This window comes from Chryseobacterium sp. UF-290 (genome assembly GCF_058245615.1).
Map to the genome: position 1 here is coordinate 235,892 of NZ_JBSICB010000003.1, position 22,841 is coordinate 258,732.

Annotated in this window: 23 protein-coding genes; 9 read left to right on the forward strand and 14 right to left on the reverse strand. The window is 39.3% G+C overall.

Going from position 1 to position 22,841, the window contains the following annotated elements:
* Window positions 1-104 precede the first annotated feature (104 nt).
* Window positions 105-1,388, forward strand: a complete 1,284-nt coding sequence (locus AC4IF5_RS04995; protein ID WP_490732245.1) for an alkaline phosphatase family protein — start codon at window positions 105-107, stop codon at window positions 1,386-1,388.
* A gap of 150 nt (window positions 1,389-1,538) precedes the next feature.
* A complete protein-coding gene (locus AC4IF5_RS05000) occupies window positions 1,539-2,345 on the forward strand; it encodes an alpha/beta hydrolase (RefSeq protein ID WP_490732247.1) in 807 nt (268 codons plus the stop codon).
* An 84-nt stretch (window positions 2,346-2,429) separates the two neighbouring features.
* Here AC4IF5_RS05000 and AC4IF5_RS05005 read toward each other — a convergent pair whose 3' ends face one another.
* A complete protein-coding gene (locus tag AC4IF5_RS05005; protein ID WP_490732249.1) occupies window positions 2,430-3,308 on the reverse strand; it encodes an NAD(P)H-binding protein in 879 nt (292 codons plus the stop codon).
* Window positions 3,309-3,389: 81 nt separating this feature from the next.
* On the opposite strand from AC4IF5_RS05005, the gene AC4IF5_RS05010 reads away from it, so the two are divergent.
* Entirely contained in the window at window positions 3,390-3,749 is a 360-nt protein-coding gene (locus AC4IF5_RS05010) for a winged helix-turn-helix transcriptional regulator (RefSeq protein ID WP_490732251.1), read from the forward strand.
* A gap of 115 nt (window positions 3,750-3,864) precedes the next feature.
* Here the strand turns inward: AC4IF5_RS05010 and AC4IF5_RS05015 are convergent, their stop codons facing one another.
* A complete protein-coding gene (locus AC4IF5_RS05015; protein ID WP_490732252.1) occupies window positions 3,865-4,917 on the reverse strand; it encodes an NAD(P)-dependent alcohol dehydrogenase in 1,053 nt (350 codons plus the stop codon).
* A 375-nt stretch (window positions 4,918-5,292) separates the two neighbouring features.
* Between AC4IF5_RS05015 and AC4IF5_RS05020 the strand changes: the two genes are divergently transcribed.
* Both AC4IF5_RS05020 and AC4IF5_RS05025 read left to right on the forward strand, forming a co-directional pair.
* Entirely contained in the window at window positions 5,293-6,195 is a 903-nt protein-coding gene (locus tag AC4IF5_RS05020; RefSeq protein ID WP_490732254.1) for a helix-turn-helix domain-containing protein, read from the forward strand.
* Window positions 6,196-6,334: 139 nt separating this feature from the next.
* Window positions 6,335-7,672, forward strand: a complete 1,338-nt coding sequence (locus AC4IF5_RS05025) for a carboxylesterase family protein (protein ID WP_490732255.1) — start codon at window positions 6,335-6,337, stop codon at window positions 7,670-7,672.
* 164 nt (window positions 7,673-7,836) lie between these two features.
* Here the strand turns inward: AC4IF5_RS05025 and AC4IF5_RS05030 are convergent, their stop codons facing one another.
* From AC4IF5_RS05030 to lpxK, 6 genes are all read right to left on the reverse strand, one after another.
* Window positions 7,837-9,309 (reverse strand): alpha-amylase, encoded by a 1,473-nt coding sequence (locus AC4IF5_RS05030; RefSeq protein WP_490732256.1) that lies wholly within the window; start codon window positions 9,307-9,309, stop codon window positions 7,837-7,839.
* A gap of 44 nt (window positions 9,310-9,353) precedes the next feature.
* Entirely contained in the window at window positions 9,354-10,451 is a 1,098-nt protein-coding gene (gene dinB / locus AC4IF5_RS05035) for a DNA polymerase IV (RefSeq protein WP_490732258.1), read from the reverse strand.
* Window positions 10,452-10,496: 45 nt separating this feature from the next.
* A complete protein-coding gene (locus tag AC4IF5_RS05040) occupies window positions 10,497-10,949 on the reverse strand; it encodes a GNAT family N-acetyltransferase (protein ID WP_490732260.1) in 453 nt (150 codons plus the stop codon).
* A gap of 59 nt (window positions 10,950-11,008) precedes the next feature.
* The gene (locus AC4IF5_RS05045) at window positions 11,009-11,524 is read right to left on the reverse strand and encodes a TlpA family protein disulfide reductase (RefSeq protein ID WP_490732262.1); all 516 of its coding nucleotides are present in this window, start codon (window positions 11,522-11,524) and stop codon (window positions 11,009-11,011) included.
* 156 nt (window positions 11,525-11,680) lie between these two features.
* Window positions 11,681-12,496: a purine-nucleoside phosphorylase gene (locus AC4IF5_RS05050; RefSeq protein WP_490732264.1), complete on the reverse strand. Its 816-nt coding sequence runs from the start codon at window positions 12,494-12,496 to the stop codon at window positions 11,681-11,683.
* Window positions 12,480-13,505, reverse strand: a complete 1,026-nt coding sequence (gene lpxK / locus AC4IF5_RS05055) for a tetraacyldisaccharide 4'-kinase (protein WP_490732266.1) — start codon at window positions 13,503-13,505, stop codon at window positions 12,480-12,482. Before lpxK ends, AC4IF5_RS05050 begins: the two co-directional genes overlap by 17 nt.
* A 109-nt stretch (window positions 13,506-13,614) precedes the next feature.
* Here lpxK and truA point away from each other — a divergent pair, with 109 nt between their 5' ends.
* The 3 genes from truA (at window position 13,615) to AC4IF5_RS05070 (ending at window position 16,616) form a co-directional block, all read left to right on the forward strand.
* Window positions 13,615-14,346, forward strand: coding sequence for a tRNA pseudouridine(38-40) synthase TruA (truA, locus tag AC4IF5_RS05060; RefSeq protein WP_490732268.1), 732 nt, complete (start codon window positions 13,615-13,617; stop codon window positions 14,344-14,346).
* A gap of 11 nt (window positions 14,347-14,357) precedes the next feature.
* On the forward strand, window positions 14,358-14,657 hold the full coding sequence (locus tag AC4IF5_RS05065; protein ID WP_490732270.1) for a hypothetical protein: 300 nt from the start codon (window positions 14,358-14,360) through the stop codon (window positions 14,655-14,657).
* Between the two features lie 201 nt (window positions 14,658-14,858).
* On the forward strand, window positions 14,859-16,616 hold the full coding sequence (locus AC4IF5_RS05070) for an ABC transporter ATP-binding protein (protein ID WP_490732271.1): 1,758 nt from the start codon (window positions 14,859-14,861) through the stop codon (window positions 16,614-16,616).
* A gap of 121 nt (window positions 16,617-16,737) precedes the next feature.
* Here AC4IF5_RS05070 and AC4IF5_RS05075 read toward each other — a convergent pair whose 3' ends face one another.
* The 4 genes from AC4IF5_RS05075 to AC4IF5_RS05090 all read right to left on the reverse strand — a co-directional run bounded on the left by AC4IF5_RS05075 (window position 16,738) and on the right by AC4IF5_RS05090 (window position 19,516).
* Complete coding sequence (locus tag AC4IF5_RS05075) at window positions 16,738-17,331, reverse strand: hypothetical protein (protein ID WP_490732273.1); 594 nt, start codon at window positions 17,329-17,331, stop codon at window positions 16,738-16,740.
* Window positions 17,321-17,791, reverse strand: coding sequence for an RNA polymerase sigma factor (locus AC4IF5_RS05080; protein ID WP_490732275.1), 471 nt, complete (start codon window positions 17,789-17,791; stop codon window positions 17,321-17,323). The genes AC4IF5_RS05075 and AC4IF5_RS05080 overlap by 11 nt, the downstream gene beginning before the upstream one ends.
* Entirely contained in the window at window positions 17,791-18,642 is an 852-nt protein-coding gene (locus tag AC4IF5_RS05085; protein WP_490732276.1) for an alpha/beta fold hydrolase, read from the reverse strand. Before AC4IF5_RS05085 ends, AC4IF5_RS05080 begins: the two co-directional genes overlap by 1 nt.
* Window positions 18,643-18,841: 199 nt before the next feature.
* A complete protein-coding gene (locus tag AC4IF5_RS05090) occupies window positions 18,842-19,516 on the reverse strand; it encodes a DUF4919 domain-containing protein (protein WP_490732277.1) in 675 nt (224 codons plus the stop codon).
* 226 nt (window positions 19,517-19,742) lie between these two features.
* On the opposite strand from AC4IF5_RS05090, the gene AC4IF5_RS05095 reads away from it, so the two are divergent.
* Window positions 19,743-19,958 (forward strand): hypothetical protein, encoded by a 216-nt coding sequence (locus tag AC4IF5_RS05095; protein WP_490732279.1) that lies wholly within the window; start codon window positions 19,743-19,745, stop codon window positions 19,956-19,958.
* A gap of 58 nt (window positions 19,959-20,016) precedes the next feature.
* Here AC4IF5_RS05095 and AC4IF5_RS05100 read toward each other — a convergent pair whose 3' ends face one another.
* Together AC4IF5_RS05100 and AC4IF5_RS05105 are read right to left on the reverse strand one after the other, a co-directional pair.
* Window positions 20,017-21,309, reverse strand: a complete 1,293-nt coding sequence (locus tag AC4IF5_RS05100) for an MFS transporter (RefSeq protein WP_490732281.1) — start codon at window positions 21,307-21,309, stop codon at window positions 20,017-20,019.
* A 21-nt stretch (window positions 21,310-21,330) separates the two neighbouring features.
* Window positions 21,331-22,743 (reverse strand): porin, encoded by a 1,413-nt coding sequence (locus AC4IF5_RS05105; protein WP_490732283.1) that lies wholly within the window; start codon window positions 22,741-22,743, stop codon window positions 21,331-21,333.
* Window positions 22,744-22,841: the final 98 nt, after the last annotated feature.

The following is a 22,841-nucleotide window of genomic DNA, read 5'->3' on the forward strand; positions in this document are numbered from 1 at the left end:
GAAGAATGTTTTTAAACTCAAAAACAACAGGTTTTAATATACTTTTAACCTCTCAAACTTTTCAGGGAGAAGTATAGAACGTAACTTTGCCAAAATTTAATATAATGAAGCGAGGAATACATTTTTTACTGCTGCTTATTTCCTTTACGGTTTTTGCGCAACAGGTAAATATGGATACGGCCCAGATCGTTGTACCAGGTCGTCAGAATAATATCGGGTCTCAGTCGAAACCTTATGTGATCATGATCTCTGCGGATGGTTTCCGTTATGACTATGCCCGGAAGTACAATGCTGAAAACCTTTTGAAATTTTCCGGGAGCGGTGTACAGGCAAAAGCAATGATACCAAGCTATCCAAGCATTACATTTCCCAATCACTGGAGTTTGATCACCGGGCTTTATCCGTCTCATCACGGATTGATTGATAATTTTTTCTACGATTATAAGAGAAAGGAGGCTTACGCTATGAGCAATAAGAAAAATGCAGAAGACGGAAGCTGGTATGGAGGCACCCCGCTTTGGGGGCTGGCTGAAAAGCAGGGAACAGTATCTGCATCGTTGATGTGGGTAGGTTCTGCCAGCGATGCCGGAGGAATGAGACCTTCCTATTATTATCCTTACCACGAAAAGTTTAAGCCTTCTGAGAAGGTGGAAAAAGTGGTGAACTGGCTGAAGCTTCCCGAAGATAAAAGACCTCACTTTATTACCCTGTATTTTCCGGAAGTAGATGGCAGCGGGCATCATTACGGTCCGGATACCCAGGAGACCGAAAATGCTGTTCATCTGATAGATCAGGCCATTGGTGACCTGGTGCAGAAAGTGAATGCATTAGGATTAAAAAATGTCAACTTTGTTTTTGTTTCAGACCATGGAATGATAAATGTAGACGGAGGCGCTCCACTGGAAATTCCTGCTCTTCTTTTTGATAAAAACCGTTTTGATTTTTACAATTCCCAGACTTTATTGAGAGTATATGTTAAAAATAAGGAGGAGGTAAAAGCTGTTTATAAAGAACTAAAAGCCAATAAAACAGATGACTATGAAGTTTATTTGGATAAAAAGCTTCCCAAATACCTGCATTTTGCAACAAAAGATGATCAATACCACAGGATAGGACAGATTCTTCTGATCCCGAAAGCTCCGAAAATATTTTTAGAGAAAGGAAAGAAAACTTCAGTAGGGAAGCATGGTTATAACCCCGGAACAGTACCGGAAATGAAAGCTACATTCTATGCCTGGGGACCTGAATTCAAAAACAATATGATCATCAATGAATTTGAAAACGTAAATGTTTATCCTTTGATTGCTGAAATTCTAAAATTAAAAATTGATCAGCCGATCGATGGAAAGCTGAAGGTACTGAAAGACATTTTGAAAGAGAAGAAATAACTTTAAGACTAAGATTGATGTAATAAAAAAGTGGTCTTAGTTTGCTCAATAACAGTAAATTGAATCGCAATGGACGGTAAACAGACATTGCGGTTTTGTTTTATATAGATTTCATTGCCAATAAAATATTACCTTTAGTAAAAAATTAATATGAATTGCAGGCTATTATTACTGTTTCTATTGCTGTTAAGCGGTCACACATTTTCTCAGGACCAGGATCCCGTTCCTGTGCATGATAATTTTAAAATTGATTCAAAAGAAATAGGAGAAATCAGAACGATTAATGTATGGAAACCCGTTGATTATGATAAAAGTACGGACAAATTTCCTGTTTTATATATGGCAGACGGAGGAACCCAGGAAGATTTTCCTCATATCGCCAATACCATTTCAAAACTTGTGGAATCTAAAAAAATCCCTCCTATAATTCTTGTCGGGATTGAAAATACACAACGCAGAAGAGACCTTACTGGACCTACCCATATAAAAGAAGACAAAAAAATTGCTCCTGTGGTAGGAGGCTCTGAAAAATTCAGAGCTTTTATTAAGGATGAACTTTTTAATGAAATCAGCCAACGATACAGAACAAGCAATGAAAAAGGCATCATTGGAGAATCTTTAGCAGGGCTTTTTATAATGGAAACCCTTTTACATGATGCAGATATGTTTGATTTTTATATCGCGATGGATCCCTCATTATGGTGGAATAATCAATATGAAGTAAAAACGGCAAAAGAGAGCCTGGCCCGAATGACCAAAGACCCGAAAAAAGTCTGGTTTGCCTCATCCGGTGAAAAAGATATTGTTGAGGCTGCGGAGAAGCTGTCCCAGGTATTTAAATCAGCTGATGTAAAAAACATTAAATGGCAATATGACAACGAACCTAAAGAAACACATGCTACTATTTTCCGTGCTACTAAAGAAAAAGCTTTGATTTGGACCTTAAATACCAAATAAATTACTCGTCTGATCTGAGGATAAAATAAAAATATTCGGCGCACCAAAGGTGCGCCGAATATTTTATCTGCATTTAAACAGGCTCTAAAATTTAGAAGAAAATTCCTTGGCAAAGTCTTCCAGTTTGATGCTTCCTGTAACGGGAGAACCGTGCTCAATAAAATCCTTTTGTATAACGCCGGTTCTTATTCCTCTTCCCATTTCAACATACAGTTCTGCCATATCCTGCGGAAGCCCTGCCTGCAGCATTCCGTTTAAAGCTTCTTCATCCGAGAACTCTACCCATGGAAGTTCAGGCTTTTCTACAGAAGAGCCCAGCACTTTGGCAAAGTCTGATGCTTTTCTGCTATCACTTACAATATATCGTATATTTTTACCGGCCTGATCTTTCACCAGTTCTTCAGCTGCTGCATTGGCGATATCATCAGGATGCACCACTGGAACTTCTGTGTTCTCCGGATAATTACTACCGATGATCCCTGCATTTTGGATCAACGGAATATCATTGAAAAAATTGGTATAAAAATATCCTGCTCTTAAGAATGTGAATGATGTATCTTCCACATCATTATATAAGTTTTCGATATGATGAAGCCCTTTGATAGGACCGTTTTCCACAGGAGATTCCGCTCCTACACTACTTAGCATCACCGCTCTTTTTACATTGGCTTTTTTGATGGCTTCAGCGTAATTCTTTCCCGCATTTTTAGTATTCTCAACAATATGCGTGTCACTGATGGCAGGAGGAGTCATGACAAAAACGGAATCTGCTCCTTCAAATGTTTTAGTCAAAAAATCTACATCCGTTATAGATCCGATAGCGGGAGTAGCTCCCAATGCTTCGATATCCTGTTTTCTGGCATTGCTGCTGCTTATTACTGTGAGGTTGTGTCCTGCAGCAACCAATTGTTGGGTTAACGGCTTTGCTACGTTTCCTAATGAGCCTGTGATTACAATTTTCATAATAAATATTTTTTTATTTCCGGTGACAAAGTTATATTTGTACTTACTTTTATACAAGTACTTACCCTAAAGTATGTATCTATGACAGCGATTAAAGAAAGCTCAACCATTCAGGAAAATAAAAAAATATTACAGGATTGTCCTGTAATGTATGTGATGGAAAGGATCGGAGGGTTCTGGAAGCCTATCATTCTGTTCAATCTTTCCAGCGGAGAAAAAAGATACAGTGAGTTGAAAAAAGCAATTCCTGCGGTAACGGAGAAAATGTTGATCCAGCATCTGAAACAGCTGGAAGCGGATGGACTGGTCATAAGGACGGCTAAACCTGTTGTTCCACCTCATGTTACTTATAAGCTGAGTGAGGCCGGAAATGGGCTGGGTCCGGTGATTGAAGCCATGGCAGAATGGGCTTTTCAGGATATGGAAGGGAAGTATAAATGAGAATGGATGGGTAAAAAGTATAATCTAATTGTGATTATTAGTGCATTCGTAGCGAAAACAAAAAACTGCCTCGGAAGTGAGGCAGTCCTTTATTTTAAAATATCATATAAGCAGATTACAAAGACTGCATATCGATCACGAAGCGGTATCTCACATCACTTTTCAGCATCCTTTCATACGCTTCGTTGATGTCCTGCATTTTGATAAGCTCAATTTCAGAAACAATATTGTGCGCTCCACAAAAATCCAATAGTTCCTGAGTTTCAGCAATACCTCCAATGACAGAGCCTGCCACTGATTTTCTTCCCATGATCATAGGCACTGTATTGATCATAGGTTCCAACTCTCCTAAGTATCCGACAAGAACGTGGGTTCCGTTGATGTTTAAGGTCGTAATATACGGATTGATATCATGTACATATGGAACCGTATCAATGATCACATCAAATTTCCCTTTCACAGACTTCATTTGCTCTTTATCTGTAGAAATGATAACATGATCAGCCCCCAATTGTTTAGCATCTTCAGTTTTCCCGGGAGTTCTCGAAAATAAAGTAACTTCAGCCCCCAATCCTTTGGCCAGTTTAATCGCCATATGTCCTAGTCCTCCCAATCCTACAACAGCCACTTTGGAATCAGGACCTACGTTCCAGTGTTTCAGAGGAGACCATGTGGTAATTCCGGCACACAAAAGAGGAGCTACCGCAGCAAGGTCAAGATTTTCAGGAACTTTTAAAACATGGTGGGAGTCTACAACCACTTTCCGGGAGTATCCGCCAAAAGTATGACCTCCCAAATGCTTGTCATGTCCGTTATATGTCCCGGTAAATCCATTCAGACAATACTGCTCCAGATCATGCTGACAGCTCTCACAATGCCCGCAGGAATCTACGATGCATCCTACACCTGCAAGATCTCCTGCTTTAAATTTAGAAACTTCGCTTCCGACCTTTGTTATTCTTCCTATGATCTCATGTCCCGGAACAGCGGGGTACATGGTTCCACCCCAGTCATTTCTTGCAGTATGAAGGTCAGAATGGCAAACCCCGCAATATAGAATTTCAATCTCTACATCCTTTGGGGTTACTTCCCTTCTTTCGATATTCATTTCTTTCAGATCTGCTGTAGTGGACTCTGCCCCATAAGCTTTTACTGTGAATGTATTCATTTTTTTATTTAGTTTAAGTTAATAAGTTCTGTTTATACATTATGGTATTCATCATCTGTTACAGGCTCCAGTCATTCTACAATCCCGTTCTGGGTATTGGTGTTGATGGCGATATGGATCTGATCTGGCAGTTCAGTTCGTTTTTATTGGGTTTCAGAATATGAGTCTACGATGCTCTCCCGGAGAGATATTCAGAAGGAGCTTTTTCGCCTTTCGGAAAAATGATTGTATTAAAAGTTCCCATAACGGTACAAAAGTCGAAACTTTCAGATAAACAGGACTTATACGGATTACCGGATTACTTACCAATTTTACAGACAAGATTTCCATTAGCCGGGAAAATAGTAATTTTGAGTAAGTATAAAAATGGATTCAATGGAAAATCAGGAAGTTGAAAAAGTTAACAGCATTTCAGACTACAACAAGATGGTCAATCATGAGACACAGCATCCGCTGGTGAGTGTGGTTGATTTTTCAAAATCTGCTCCTATCCGCAGCTACAGAAGAACATATGCGTTCTATACGGTTTTCCTGAAAGACGTGGTGTGCGGAGATATGTATTACGGAAAGCACAGCTATGATTACCAGGAAGGAACTTTGGTCTTCATCGCTCCCGGACAGATCAGCGGTGTGAAAAATGACGGAGAGCCTATTCAGCCCGGCGGGTATGCTTTGCTGTTTCATCCTGATCTGATCAAAGGAACCCATCTGGGTAAACGTATTAAAGAATATTCATTCTTTTCCTATGATGTACACGAAGCTTTACACCTCTCCGAAAAAGAAAGGGAAATTGTATTGGAATGCTTTAAAAATATCAGACTGGAGCTTGAACAGCCGGTTGATAAGCACAGCAAGTCTTTAGTCGTTAATAATATTGAACTGTTTTTGAATTACTGTATGCGTTTTTACGACCGTCAGTTCATTACGAGAGATCATGTCAATCAGGGCGTGATCGGTAAATTTGAAAACCTTGTAGATGATTATTTAAAATCTGACAATCCCAAGAATATCGGTTTTCCGATGGTCAATTATTTTGCGGAAAAACTAAACCTGTCCGCCAATTATTTCGGAGATCTGATTAAGAAGGAACTGGGAATTTCCCCACAGGAATTTATCCACAATAAATTGATTGATATCGCTAAAGAGCAGATTCTGGAGCAGGGAAAATCGATCAGTGAAATTTCTTATGATCTGGGTTTCAAATACCCTCAGCATTTTACAAGGCTGTTCAAAACCAAAGTCGGTATTTCCCCCAGTGAATATAAGATACTGAATTAAACCTAAACACGGATAGCACCAATGACCAAATATCATTGGTGAAAATTAGTGTCCTCATTAATGTTTAATTAGCCGTGTAAATTTTTTATTTTCGAAAAACAGAATTATCTTTAAAGGTAAAAGTCTTCACTGCTTCACAATGAAACCACAACAGAAAGAAATCCATATTTTTGAGACCGGATTCGGAAGAATTACAGCATTAAAAGAAAACGGAGTTATCAAGGCCAAGAGTATCCGTTATGCCCATTCTGAAAGATATCAGAGACCTGTTCAGACAAAACCTTCAGCTTCAGAAATTATTTTTCCCGATAAAACTCCGGTTTGTCCACAGGCATTAAGCCCGCTTGTAGAAAAAATGATTGGAGCGACCCCTGTTGAGAGCTTTGAAGCCGATGAAGCTACCCAATACCTTTCAGTGACACGTCCCGGAAATATCGTTGAAAATGAAAAATTACCCGTTGTGGTCTGGATTCATGGAGGCTCCCATGAGATAGGCTGTGGAGACCTGCCTACTGCTGACCCCACAGAATGGGTAAAAGAACAGCAGATCATAGTGGTCACAGTTTCGTATCGTTTAGGGCTTTTCGGTTTTTTAGGGGGAGATGAAAAAAGACCTCCCAATCTTGGGCTGTTTGATATGATTGAAGCGTTACAATGGATCAAAAGCTATATTGCCGACTTTGGAGGAAATGAAAAAAATATCACGCTTCTCGGACAGTCTTCAGGTGGGGATGCTATTGCCCATCTGATGATTTCGGAAGGAGCGGAAGACTTATTCCGGCGGGTGATTATCCAGAGCGCTCCATTGGGATTACGTCATAAAAGACAGAAAATGTCAGCAGAATTTCTGAAGAAAACGGAAATCCTGAAAGATGATACTGATGTTTTAAAGATGGTGGGCGAATATGGAAAATTTGTACCGTCTGTGGTGAGATATGGACTGAAAGCAGCAATGCCTTTTGGAACCCAGTACGGATTTCCTCCCTTATGCAAAGAAGAGGAAGCGGTAGAAAAGTGGAGGGCAAATGCTCAAAAATATGATGTGCTGATAGGACTGAATAATGATGAAACGGCTTTTTACCTCAAAACTTCGGAGGCTTTAAATAAATATTTTGGAAAGGGTATAGGGCTGAAGATCATGGATAAGACTGTTGAAAAGACTACCGAATTTATTTATGGAGGTCCGGCGAAGAAATTTGCGGAAAATCATGCAGCCGGAGGAGGGAATGTCTATTTATTCAGAATCCATTCGAAATTAAAAGAGAATCATATCGGGGCACCGCATTGTATTGATCTTCCTTTGATCTTTGGAAATGAAGAGGCCTGGAAGTCATCTGAAATGCTGAAGAATATTCCGTGGAGCCGTATTCATGAGAACGGTAAAAAGCTGAGAGCGCTCTGGGCAGAATTTGCCAGGACCGGAAACATATCTGATACCTCTGAAAGACCTGAAATCCTGGAGCTGAGAAAAATTTGATTGGACGTACGTTTTTACCAACGCTACGCAGTTTTTTAAACACTTTATATAAAAAAGCACACGTAAGTTTTCTGAAAGTCTCCGGTTTTCCTGAATGCCTTAATGGAAGACGTCAGAATTCCAGATAGCGTGTATGTCTTTTTTATTCCAGCGATATCTTTCTCTTACTCAGGAACCCAAACACTTACATTTCCGGCAGGTACGGGAAAATCACCCCAGCCGTTTTCATCAACCGTTACCTTTTCCTTGAATCTTTTCAACAGATCCTTACATTTTTTTCCCGCGTAGCGTTTGCCCATTTCCATAGGTTTGTTGTAAGTATCTTTGTTGCTTAGGACCACAGCACACCCTATATGCTCATCATCCCCTTCACGTACCCATCCCAGGCAATTGGCATCTTCAAAATAATCCCGCTGCTCTCCATAGGCATGCTCTTTTCTTGCATTCAGAAGCTCCTCAATACCATCTACTTTGGGCATGAATATTTCCTGATCATGTCCGCCCCCGTCTTTATCTACATAGTGAGCACCATACAGATCAGGATAAAAAACGCACGGATATCCGTCTTTACGCAATAGGATCAAAGCATAGGCAAGGGGCTTGAACCATGATTCAACAGGAGCTTCCAGATCCTGAAGAGGTTGTGTATCATGATTGGCGACAAGGCTTACAGCATGCAGCGGATCTGCCTGTACAAGGGTTTCGTCAAAAATCTTTCTGAGGTCATAAGATGCCCCTTCCTTTGAAGCATTATGAAAATTGTTCTGCAGAGAGCTGTCAAAAAGGCTCATACAACCTTCAGTCACTTCAATATATTTCTGGAGCAGATGAAGATATCCCGGAGCCCAGTATTCTCCCACTGCAAAAATATTTTTTCCGGTATTGGAACGGAGCAGGGTAAGCCATTCCTTATAAAAGTCAAAAGAAATATGCTTTAGTGCGTCCAGTCTTACGCCGTCAAAATCAGTCTGGTCAAAATACCACTTTGCCCAGCGGTTAAGCTCTTCCCGGACAAAAGGATTCCGGTGTTCGATGTCATTATACATCAGATAATCATAGTTGCCTTTTTCATCATCTATCATTTCTTCCCAGTCATTTCCATACTCAGACTGTATTTTAAAAATATGGGAATCCATCCCTTCCGCATAGTCTACACCGCTGAAACAGGTAAAATTCCATTCAAAATCTGAATATTTTTTTCCTCTTCCGGGAAATGTGAATTTAGTATAAGATTCTATTTCAATGACATCAGAGATGACTTTATCCCTGTTGTTTTCATCTACCTTTACCGCTTTTAACTTTTCAAGCTCATCGCCACCGGCCTTGTGACCCAGGACAATATCTACAATGATTTCTATATGGTGCTCCTTTAATGCCTTGATGGCTTTTATATAGTCACTTTTGGTGCCGTATTTGGTAGGAATGGTTCCTTTTTGATCAAACTCTCCAAGGTCGTAAAGATCATAGGCGTCATATCCTGTGGAATACCCGCCGTTAGTTCCTTTGTAAGCAGGAGGAAACCATACCGAAGTGATTCCTAATTCTGCTAAATATCCGGCCTGTTCTTCGGCTTCCTTCCACAATTTTCCATCTCCTTCAGAATACCAATGGAAAAACTGAATCATTGTTGGGTTCATAAATTTGCTGATTTGATCGATACAAGTTAGCAAAAAAAATTAACCTACTGATTTTCGAATTCTTCAAACGGAATTTTTAGTTGAACGGATATCTGCTTTTTTTCTTCCGTATTGAGATGGGAAAGAGACAATCCAAGAAGTCGGACAGCCTTATCATAAGGGCGAAGCTCCCAAAGTTTCTTTCCGGTATTGAAATACTGTTCGGGAGAAACAAAATAATCTTCCCTCGTAATGCTTCGTGTAAAAAGGGAGAAATCTTTATATTTAATTTTTAAAGTCAGGGTTCTTCCCAGAATCGTATTTTTTTGCAGTCGCTGGTGAAGTTCCTGTGCCAGGCTTTCCAGCTTTTCATTGATCTGCTGCTCATCGAAAAGGTCCTCAAAAAAAGTACGTTCTACAGCAACGCTTTTCTGGATCCGATGAGGTTTTACCTCAGAAGTGTGAATGCCCCGTACAACATTGTAATAATGCTTGCCGGATTTTCCGAAGAGCTTTACGAGATCTTCCAGAGATCTTTTCTTCAGATCTTTTCCCTTATAAATTCCTAAGCTGAACATTTTGTTGGCTGTAACCTTTCCAACGCCGTGAAATTTTTCAACAGGAAGCTCTTCCAGAAAACTTTCCACTTTATCAGGATGAATGGTTTTCTGACCGTTAGGCTTGTTGATATCAGAAGCTACTTTGGCAAGAAACTTATTTACTGAAATTCCGGCAGAAGCAGTCAGCCCGGTCTCTTCAAATATTCTCTGACGGATCTCTCTGGCGATCAGATTGGCAGATTCCATTCCTTTTTTGTTTTCGGTGACATCCAGGTAGGCCTCATCCAGAGATAATGGCTCTACCAGGTCGGTATATTCGAAGAAGATTTCCCTGACTTTTTTTGAAATCTCTTTATACCGGGAAAAACGGGGCGGAACAAATATAAGATCAGGACATTTTTCTTTTGCCATTTTGCTGGGCATTGCTGAACGGACACCATATTTTCTGGCTTCATAGCTGGCTGCTGCGACTACACCCCGGTGCTGGCCCCCCACCGCAATGGCTTTTCCCTTGAGTGTAGGATTATCATGCTGCTCCACGGAAGCATAGAATGCATCCATATCTACGTGAATAATTTTACGAAGCGGCAAAGAAAAATCCATATCACAAAGATATGGATTCCTTTATTTACGATACATTATTCGCTGTTATTTCAGTCTCATAGTAAGTAGGAGAGGTTCAAAACCTGCCTTTTCATATGCTTTTATAGCAGATTCATTCAGCGCATAAACATCCAGTCTGATTTCTGAGATACCTTTCGATTTTGCCCAGCTGATAAGCTCATCCGTAATCACTTTATTGATTCCCTTACCTCTGTGTTCCGGCTTTACATACATAAAACCCAGATAAGCATAATGTTCAAAAGTATAATAATTCTTTTCCGTCCTTTTGATCAGGGCATATCCTGAAGCGATGACCTCATGGTTCTCTTCAGCAACAATCAAGGTAGCGTCCGGAGACTGAATAAATTCATTAAGGTCGTAATAGTGGATCTTTCCATCAATAAGTGTACTGTTAAAAGGTCTTTCAGCAGTAACGATTCCCTGCTCGAATGGTAAAAGGATCTCTAAATCTTTTTCTGTGGCTTCTCTTATGATCATGGCATTATAAATAACCTGTTACCGGTGTGCTTTGTGGATAAAAATAAATTAAATAATGATTATTTTAAAAGGCTGTCAATGGTTTGCTGGATCTCAGGATCTTCCGGTGAAATAGCGTAATATTTTGCGATAGATGATTTCTGGTCGATGACCATATACCTCGGAATCCAGTTAAGATCTATATAATTATTAAAATCATTTTTCCATCCTGAAGCAAACCAGTAGTTGTCCTTATCTTTCATATTGAATCTTACAAGGCTTTTATCAAAACCTTCTTTCGATCTTTCCAATGATAAGAATACAAAATCCACATTCGGATTATTTTTTTCTAACTGCTCGGCTTTGGGAAGTGCCTGAAGGCAGTCTCTGCACCATCCCGCCCAAAAATCGATCACTAAAACTTTTCCTTTATGCTGGTCAAGAATTTGCTGGATGGTAATGGTTTTTCCTTCTTCATCTTCCAGCTTCTGCTGTAAAGCTTCTTTTGAAAATCCCTTTTTAAGAACCGCAGGAACTTTTTGCGAGTAGCTTAACCCGAAAACCCCTATCATAAAAATTAATAACAACTTTCTCATCTCTTACAATTTCATTTATACAAATCTAAACAATGAATCGCAATCCGGGATTGATTTTTCATGAATTGGGAAAAATTTATAAGATTGAAAATTTCTATGATGCTGTAAGAATGAACCAGTTGGCAAACCTTCAACTTACCATTTTGTGTAAAAAATCTATTGGTAATTCTTAATCAGGCCTTTCACAACGGTAATTACATTCGGCATGGCCTTATTGGCCGCATTCAATACTTCTTCGTGAGAAACAGCGAAAGCGATATCCGGTCCGCCAAGATCGGTAATCACAGACATGCAGAATACATCCATACCCATATGTCTGGCAACGATCACTTCGGGAACGGTGCTCATACCTACCATATCTCCACCGATGGCTTTTATCATTCCGTATTCAGCCGGAGTTTCAAAGGTAGGCCCCTGCAGGGCAACATAAACTCCCTGATGAATTTTAATATTGTTTTGTGAAGCAACCTGTTCGGCTACGCTGATCATTTTTTTGTTGTAAGGTTCGCTCATATCCACAAAACGTGGCCCAAGCTCATCAATATTTCTTCCCCGGAGCGGATGTTCAGGCATCATATTGATATGATCCTTTAATATGACAACATCAGCAACGTTGTAAGCAGGATTTACCCCACCGCAGGCATTGGAAAGGATAAGATTCCTGATCCCCAGTAAATGAAAAACCCTTACAGGAAAGGTCACTGTTTCCATGGAATGCCCTTCATAATAATGAAAACGGCCACTCATGATCAGCACCTTTTTCCCTTCCAGTATTCCGTAGATAAGCTTTCCGGTATGTCCTGCAACAGTAGTCTGAGGGAAATTGGGGATATCTTTGTACTCTAAAACTTGGATCGGCTCCACTTCATGCTGCAGCTTTCCCAGCCCGGATCCTAAAACGACAGCAAAATCGGGAGTTTCCTTAATGATATTTTGGATAAAATCAGCTGTCTCTTTAATTTTTTCTAACATAATCTAAGATGATTTGATTGAATTCTTCTTTCTTATCAATAAGTACATTGATAGGCCAGTAGTAAACAATTTCTCTAAGATAGTCAAAAGTTTTAAGACGTACGTAATCTTTCTCTGTGGTTAATATCAGCTTATATTCCCCTAATTTTTTATACTCTGCAAGGATTTTTTTTATATCGTCATCCGTGAAATTATGATGATCCCTGAATTTTAAATGTTTAACCCTTTTTGAGAATTTTGCCAGATGTTCCAGAAGCGGTTTAGGATTGGCAATTCCCGTGATCAGCAATATGTCGTAATAGTTCAGGTTGTTATCCGGAAGCATTTTATCTTTTCCGTAGACGTTTTCATCATATCCTATGGATGAAAAGAATACTTTCTGGGTATGGGAAGGTCTGATCCTTGAAATATAATACCTCTTGGTTTCCTCAGTCAATTCATCAGGGCATTTGCTGACCATAATGATATCTGCTCTTTTGTATCCTGATCTAGATTCTCTGAGGTCACCTGCAGGAAGAAGATAGTCCTTAAAGAAAGGATCGTTAAAATCGGTCATCAAAATATTGAAGCCTGCTTTAATAGCTCTGTGCTGCATGGCATCATCCAATACCAGAACACCAAGGTCCATATCTTCAATTACTTTTTTGGCACCAGGAACCCTGTCTTCTGAAACGGCAATCACAAAACGGTTTTTGAAACGTTCAAAAAGCTGCATAGCTTCGTCACCTACAATTTTGTAGTTACTGTCATAATTAGTGACTTCATATCCTTTGGTGAGCCTTCCGTAGCCCCGTGAGAGAACTCCGGTTCTGTAATGTTTGGATAAAAACTGGGCAAGATACATCACCATCGGTGATTTTCCGCTTCCGCCCACAGACAGGTTCCCGACATTGATTATCGGTGTTTTGAATTTTGTAGATTTAAAAATTCCCAGATCATACATTGTGTTCCGGATACCCGTTACCAAATGATAGCCGAGGGAAAAAGGATAAAGGTACCATCTTTTCATACGATTGCAAAAATATGAATTTTCGTAAGGATTTTGTGTAATATTCTCAAAGACTTTTCAACAAATATTTCGTTAAATTAAAGTATTTTTGTGGAGTTATTACAATACCTTGAGATACTTTATTGAATTTTCTTACAACGGAAAGAATTATTTCGGCTATCAGATACAGCCGGACGCAATTTCTGTGCAGGAAGAACTGGAAAAAGCCCTTTCCACAATTTTACGGGAAGAGATTAAAACGACCGGTGCCGGGAGAACGGACACAGGGGTGCATGCCAAAAAAATATTTGCCCATTTTGATACGGAGCAGGAGCTAGGCGATGAGCTGCCCCGCAGACTAAACAGCTTTCTTCCACCGGATATTTCAATCAAAAGAATCTTTCGGGTGAAAGATGATTTTCATGCCCGTTTTGATGCTACCTACAGAACCTACGAATATTATATTTCACTGGAAAAGAATCCTTTTACTCAGGAATCTGCCTGGCAGCACTGGAAAAGGACGTTGGATATCAATAAAATGAATGACGCCTGTAAGATCTTGTTTGATTATGAAGATTTTACAAGCTTTGCCAAGCTAAAAACGGACAACAAAACCAACATCTGCAAAATATACAAAGCAGAATGGGAACAGAACGGGACCGAACTGAAATTTACCGTTTCTGCCAATCGTTTTCTTAGAAACATGGTTCGTGCTATTGTAGGAACAATGGTGGAAATAGGAACCGGAAAACTGAAGCCGGAAGATCTGCGTAAGGTCATTGAGGATAAGAACCGTAATGCCGCCGGAACTTCAGCACCGGGACACGGGCTGTACCTGGTGGATGTGGGGTATGAATTTTAAATATAAAAGTAATGATTACAATCTTAATTGCGATAATCACATTTGTCTTCTATCAGAAACTGGCAGCCAGCAATGGTAAAACCCCATGGAAGTACGGCCTTTTAGGTGTGGCAATATGGATAGGGGTACAGTTTTTATTTGGCCTTATCTATGGATTTTTCGGGATCATTATGGATCCTAATTATTACGAACAGGATATAGATTTCAATAGCTTTACCCTGGTTAATATTTTAGGATGGATCTTATCATTAGCCGTTGTATGGCTGGGATACCGTTATCTGGATATACAATGGAAAAAGGGTAAACAGTAATGAAAGCTATCGATCGAGGAACTCTTTTGAAAAGTAATCAGGAGTACTATCACCCTGATCAATATACCTAAGCTATTCATATTGTAAATGAAAGGTATCTGAAATTTTCTATCACGATTTCCAAAGTTCTAAAGGCTGGCAATTTATAAAGTCTTATTTTTGCATAGAATTTTATTTTAATTCTTTTCTTCGATTCGAACAATGAAAAAACAAGATACCTGGGGAATTATAAAAAGGCTGTTCTTTATCGGAATGAAGTTCCGTTCCTGGTTCATCCTTACTCTGATCATTTCCGTCATACTTTCTATTGTCTCTACCTACAGGCCATATCTGACTATGGAGGTGGTAGATAATGATATCACCAAGTTGCAGGATAAGGCTTTAATGATGAAGCATATCTATATTTTGGTGGGACTGGTATTTGCAGAAACGGTGTTAAACTTTTTCCTGGTATATTTTTCCAATTTTATTTCGCAGAACGTTATCCGTGATATCAGAGAACGGTTGTATGCGAAGCTGATCTATTTCAGGACCTCATTTTTTGATAAAACGCCAATAGGGCAGCTGGTAACCCGTGCCGTAGGTGATGTGGAAACTATTGCGACGGTTTATACGGATGGATTCCTGATGGTCTTCGGGGATATTCTGAGAATTGTATTCGTATTGATCATGATGTTCAGTACCAATGTTCATCTGAGTTATATTACGCTGGCCATTCTTCCGCTAATGGTGGTGATTACAAGATTTTTCCAGAAAAGGCTTAAAAAAGCTTTTGGGGATGAAAGAAACTGGACAGCCACACAAAATTCTTTTGTACAGGAAAGACTGGCAGGAATGCCGATCATTCAGGTATTCAACAGGCAGGAGTCTGAGTTTAAAAAATTTGATGATATCAATGTTACCCTGAAAGAAGCATTATTGAGAACGGTTTTCATCTTTTCATTGTTCTTTCCGGTAGTGGAGCTTATCTCTTCACTTTTCATCGGGTTTATTCTTTTTTATGGAGGATATATTACGATCAGTGCCGGGGTGGTGATAGCGTTTATTCAGTATAATTCAATGCTGATCCGGCCTTTGAGGCAGATTGCTGACCGTTTTAATAATATTCAGAGAGGTATTGTGGGAGCAGAAAGGGTATTGGGATTAATGGATGAAGAAAATTCAATGCCGAATACCGGAACCGTGAAAAAAGATCACTTCGCCGGAAAAATTGAATTCAGGAAAGTTCATTTTGCCTATGATGAGAAGCAGGAGGTTCTGAAAGGAATTGATTTTAAAGTAAACCCGGGTGAAACCGTTGCCATTGTAGGAGCGACAGGAGCCGGGAAATCTACCATTATCAGTCTGATCACCAGGCTTTATGATATCAATTCCGGGAATATTCTGATCGATGATGTGGATTTAAAGGACTATGAACTTTATAATCTGAGAAGCCATATCGGTGTGGTGCTGCAGGATGTTTTCCTTTTCCATGGAAGTATCTTTGAGAACCTCACTTTTGGAGATAGCAGCATTACGCTGGATAAAATAAAAGCCGGAGCCAGGGAAATTGAAGTGGATCAGTTTATCGAGCAGCTTCCCGGTGGATATGATTATGTGGTAAGTGAAAGAGGATCATCGATATCTTTAGGCCAGAGGCAGCTGTTATCTTTCCTCAGAGCCTATCTGTCAGATCCTAAAATTTTAATTCTGGATGAAGCCACTTCTTCTATCGATCACGAAAGTGAAAAGCTGATCCAGAGAGCTACAGAGAAAATTACCAAAAACAGAACATCCATTATTATCGCCCACAGACTTTCCACCATCGAAAAAGCGGATAAGATCATTGTGATGGAGCATGGTAAAATTGTGGAAGAAGGTAAGCATCTTGAACTTCTGGACAAGAACGGATATTATGCTACGTTGTACAAAGCTCAGCTGCGTCATGAAGTGGAATTGGAAGAAGAAGAAAAATCATAATTCATAAAAATAAACACTCCTTATCGTATTGTCGGATATCCAAGTACTGCGGTTTACCTGATCCGGTTTTGGGCTTCATATAAATTTCCCGGGTGGATTTATTATCGGATATCGGAGGAACTTACAATTCCTTTAACTGATTATTGATTTCTTCAAATTTATTTATTAATCCGTCAAGTTTAGCCTGTTGCTTTCGGATTGTCTTCGGTCGTATATAAAACCAATTGAAACCGATCCATGCCAGAGTGATCCCATAAGTAATCATACCGGAGATAAGTGTCATTCTTGAGGTATACTCATACAGGTACAGAACAATTCCCAAAAAGAGCATAATGAAATATAAGTTCAGCATAGTGGTTTGCATAAATTTCTGCTTATTTTTTAATACGTACAGATTTTGAAGATGTTCCACGTTAGACTGAGTATTGTCAATTTTATAAAAGATTTTAAAAAGCTTATTATAAGCGATTAAAAAAATGATCATTGTGAGAATAACAAGTACAATGCCTATTTTTGTACTGATAAGCTGCGGCTGATAATGATACCAGATCAATGCAATAAATAAAGAAACTGTTATCAGTAAAATATTCATTATAATAAGTTTACGCAGGTTTTCATTCCTGAATTTTTTCAGTCTTCCAAGAAGTTCTTCTATGCTTGGCTTATGGGAAGTCTGTTGCTTCCATATATTTTTGAAATCTATATTAGAATCCATTTTCTTTAAACTTTTGTGTTAATTTTTCTTTTATCCTGTGAATCTTTACTCTTATGTTAGATTCCGAAAGCCCTACGATATGAGCGATTTCAGCCTGCTTTACTTCTTCCAGTTCCAATGAAATGATGATTCTGTCCGTTTCCGGAAGTTCTGAAATAAACTGATAGAGCAGCAGTATCTGAGGCTCCAGGGATTCCTGCTTTTTTTCTTCCAGATTAACGGGCAGATCTGTTTTGGCAAACTTTTTCTCCTTTTCAATCTGCCGTAGGCAGTTGTTGGAGGCGATTCTGAAGATCCATGTCCCTATGCCGGATTCATTTCTGAATTTCGGAAGCTGCTGCCATACGATGATAAAGGTTTCCTGTGCCAGATCCTGTGCCAGTTCAGTATCGTTGACGTATCCCATACACAAACGGAATATTCTCTGCCAGTAGACTTCGTATATTTCCTCAAAAACCATTATTTCGCGGATAAAAAGTTATTAAGCTGGCTGAAATACCATTCTTTGTCATCGTACATGATGAAGTGTAAGCCTTTCGATGCATATTGCATATTGGCGTTTTTTAAGTTTTTGTACTGGTCTTCGATCGTTGGCTTCAGATTGATGAAAAAGGATTCCAATAAGATAAGGGAAGGACATTGTATGTTTTTTATTTTTTCTCTGAGATCGGTATTGGAAAAGTCACAGTACATTTTGGCAAAAATTTTCCTGTCAGATTTCATGCTCCACCCGATCACGGTTTCCTGCATCGAAGTATCCGCCAAAAGTCGTGGAATAGCTTGTGTCTGCATTTGACGGAACTGTTCATCAGTCATTGCGGTTAGTTGGGCGATTGTTGATGAGTAGTCGTTGCTCTCTTTAGAAGTGAAGGCAGGATCAGATAAGGCCGCAAGACAGGGAAGGGTATCTACAATTACAATTTTGCCTACCAGTTCAGGATAATCTGCTGCAATGGCCAGGGCAAGACCGCCTCCCATACTGTGCCCGATGATAACGGGTTTTTCAATTTTATTATTTTTGATATAGGCGGCTATTGCTTTTTCCCAGTCTGTAAAGCTGGCATCTGCTTCCGGTTTTACCCCTGCAAATCCTGCCATCGTTAAAGTATAACAAGTAAAATTCTTTTCAAATTTTGCAGTGGTTTCATTCCAGACATCTCCAGAAGAAGCGAATCCTGGAATAAAAATTAAAGACTGATTTCCTTTTCCGGTTTTCTTTACTTCAAAAGGGTATGTTTTTGCCTGGCCAAATACATTGCATACTGCGGCTAAAAATAGCATGATGATAAGAAGGAATGTAATTTTTTTCATGATTTCTAAAGTTGTAAGGTTTATTTGTCTTTTAGAGACGAACCTTTTTAAAATGTTACAGTCAATTTTATTTTTTTTTCAAAAAAAAATATTTTTCCTTCTCTGAAACCACTGGATAAGAGGAGATTGATCAGCAATACAATTTAATTTAAAGATCGCTTTAGTAAAACTTTAGATGTTCTCCTGTTTCGGGCTTAGTCTAATCCAATATTTTCCCATAGAATTTACTGATGTCAAAATACAATCCCGGTATTTTATATTTGTCTTTTTCAAAGACGATATAATCACATTTTCCGGTAAGACCCTGTGATTTCATTTCCATCTGAAATGTATTCAAAAGCACATATTCATCCATAACGGAAATAACATGGAAACCCGTTTCACATTTTATCCCGTCACCTGAAGATAAAATGGCACCTATTAATCCGTGGAAATTGGCGGCAATCTTTTTTGCGGTGCTATCATCATTCGTCAGATGGTACATATAAGCGAGATAATTCATCGCGCGAAGATCCATTGGATTTTCTTCCAAAGCTTCCCGGAAAAGCTTGATCCCTGCCGGCATATCTTTTTCCGAAATACCTTCTCCACGGTAATATTTTGTCATTTCTTCCGCTTTCTTACTGCTTTTATAAGGTTTGTAGTTTTTTTGGAAGGTATACCCGAAATAAAGATGACGATACTGGCTGCCTGTAAGAAGCGTATCGTTCTGCTTTAATCTTTTTAAAAGATCCGGATAATAGAATTCTGAGCTTTTATCCTCAATATTTTTTTGGATCGACGAATAATCGGGAGCCTTGAATTCCGGTTTCTGAGCATGTATAGTAGCAAGCAGAGCTAAAAAGAATAAACAGAAGAATGCTTTAATAGTCATGGTTTTTATGGTTTTGTAACAAGTCTTAATAGGGTTAAAAATACGGAATCTGTACGTATATTATAAAATAGGCTGTCTATTTGTAAAAAAAATAACAAAACATTGCTAAAGTGTTATGAACGTATCAATAAATTTACTAACTTTAATCAAAATTTGAGACTTACCCCTAATTTAAGTGGGGGTTAGATAGTAAAAGTAGTTTTTTAATTAAAATCCCAAAATATAAATGAGCAGTAGTATCCAAGATGAATTTAAAGTTTTTAAAGACGAATTGAAAAAACTGAATATTGAAGTACAGAAAGTTGTAAAGGTAGGAAACGGGAGTATGGATTTCCATGAGGTTTTCTACAAATCGCCGAGGTATGAAGAGGTGAAGAGCGTATATGTCCAGCGACATAACCTGGACAATATGATTGAAAAATTCAAACAAGCTTATCATTAAAAAATAAACCGAGGCGCCGCAGAGAATCTGCGGCGCCTCGGTTCTAAAGCTGTTTAAATTAATCCTTATCCAGCGTTGAGGTCTTTTTGGTATCCTTCATACCGATATATACTACAAGAGAAAAGAGAATACAGCCGGTAATGTACCAATAGAAGTATTCTTCTGAACCTACCTGCTTAAACCAAAGGGCGATATATTCTGCTGTTCCTCCAAAGACAGCAACTGTAATGGCGTATGGAAGTCCTACTCCAAGAGCCCTGATCTCAGAAGGGAAAAGCTCTGCCTTTACTACAGCGTTGATGGAGGTGTAGCCGCTCACAATGATCAGTGCTGCCATGATCAGTAAAAATGCTCCCCACATAGAGGTTGTTGTGCTCAGTGCCGTAAGAAGCGGAACAGTACATAAGGTTCCCAGGATTCCAAATCCCAAAAGAAGCGGACGTCTTCCGATCCTGTCGGATAATCCTCCGAACACAGGCTGGAGACATGCGAAAATAAACAGGGAGATGAATGAGATAAGGGTAGACTGTTCTTTTGTAAGATGAACGGTATTTACTAAAAATTTCTGCATATAAGTGGTGTAGGTATAGAAGGCTAATGTTCCTCCCAAAGTTAGCCCTACAACGGTAAGCAAAGCTTTAGGATGCTTAAGGAGCTCCCTGATCGTTCCTTTTTTCTTTTCATTGATGTCTTTTTTATTTTCAAAAGCTTCCGTTTCATGAAGATTGGCTCTTAAATATAATGCAATAACGGACAGGGCTGCTCCGATGATGAAAGGGATTCTCCAGCCCCAGCTTTCCAGCTGTTCTTCCGTAAGAAGCACTTTCTGTAGAACCAGCTGAATTCCAAGTGCGATCAGCTGGCCGCCAATCAGCGTTACATACTGGAAGCTTGAATAGAAACCTCTTCGGTCTTCCGTTGCCATTTCACTGAGGTAAGTTGCAGAAACGCCATATTCTCCGCCTACACTTAATCCTTGCAGGAGCCTTGCAATTAAAAGAAGTATCGGAGCCAGAATTCCTATGGTCTCATATGTCGGGGTAAGGGCAATAAGGAGGGAGCCGAATGACATCAGTAACACAGAAAGTGTCATTGCTCTCTTTCTTCCGATTTTATCTGCTATACTTCCGAAAAGCCATCCGCCAATCGGACGCATCAGAAATCCTACAGCAAATATGCCGGCTGTATTCATCAATTGTGCATTAAGATCCGAATCCGGAAAGAACGAATGGGAAAAATAGATGGCAAAGGCAGCATAGGCATACCAGTCGTACCATTCTACCAGGTTTCCTATGGAACCGCCAACAATGGCTTTGATCCTTTGAGCGGTGGTAATTTGGGCATTATTCATATAGATAAGATATTAAATTTTTTAAAGTACGATTTGTAAAGACAGTAAGAATTCACCTTTTCTGTCAAAAATAGTTTTGGATGTGATGTCGTATAACGGTCTGCTGCTGTATTGGGCAACAATCCTGGCATTTTGGCAATATAAATAAAAACTGGCGCCAATGTCATAATAGCTTCCGTTTTGGTTGAGGGCTTTCATGTCTTTAAGAGCATAGCTGAAGAAGGGCTGAACTTTCAGGATGGTGCTGAATTTCGGAAGAACAAAACCCACCTGTGAAAACCAGATATTTCCGGTTCCCATCAAAACCCTGTTATTTCCGGCTCCTTCCAGTGCTTTTTGCCCGGTAAATTCAGGATCTGGGGTTCCCGGATTCAGAAGTCCGGTCATTCTTAGATAATGGGGTCCGTAATGATAGCTGTAATAGACTGAATATAATGTGAGCCCCATTTCTTTGTTTTTATTTCCTAAGGGTATTTCGGAATAAATATCCGCTCCAAAAATGTTGGCAGGATGAGATTCAAAAACATTTTCCGAAGGCTGTGTTTGTGTGGCATCTTTATTCGTATAAAAACCGGCTCCTATATTCAAAACTTTTCTGGCAGCAAGATTATTTCCTGGTAAAAAGGAAGTTATAGTAGTTTCTTTATTGAAAAACTGATAAAATGCGTATCCCGAATAAGATAATTTTCCACTTTGATTATTGTCTACCGCAGGACCGCCAACGGTGGGCTTTATATTGGTGGCAAAGGGCTTATTTACACTAAACCTGTAGTTTAATCTGTCAAATTCCCCATGAACGAAAACACCGAGTTGCCTTGAAAACTGATCAGCAATTTCAATGGTTGGAAAATTAAAAATGGGAATATCTCCTGCAAGCATTTTGGTAGTGCTGGCATTGGTTAACCGGCTGACTCCATTCCATGAGTGAAGGCCTGCGCCCAGGTAAAGATTGTTTTTGTTGGGTTTTCCTGTCTGGAAATTATTTCTCGGAATAATAGCCAATTCGTTGTAAGCATCGTGGAAAAAGAATGGAGCCTTTTTCCCGGCACCACTGTTTCCGGTTCCGGTTCCACCTCCTGAAATGAAATTCTGATTATTGATCCCCATTTGTAAGAAAACAGAATAAAAAGGAGTCAGCTGGCTTTGAACGATTAATCTCATTCTTCGGATTCCGGCATCATAGGTTTGCTCCTGCGGAACATCATTGACTCTGGTTCCCGGATTATTTTCAATGCTTCGAAGCCAGATCTGACTGGAGATGCCTAATTTTAACCATTTATCTCCTTTAGAGTTGAGATTGATTTTAAGCTCTCCGATGTCTAAAGGGTTTTTCTCCGGAGTGATTTCTACAGAGTTTTCTTTGAGGCTGATCGTGTCCTGGCTGTAGGTGTATTGCATGACGGCTAAACTGAAAATAACAAGCAGTTTTTTCATGGGTGCTTTTGTTTGCACCTAAACAATATATAAATTCTGAAGAAATTCTGAAGTTTCTGTGAAATTCAGATAGTTGTTGCTATGTTTTTGAATTTCAG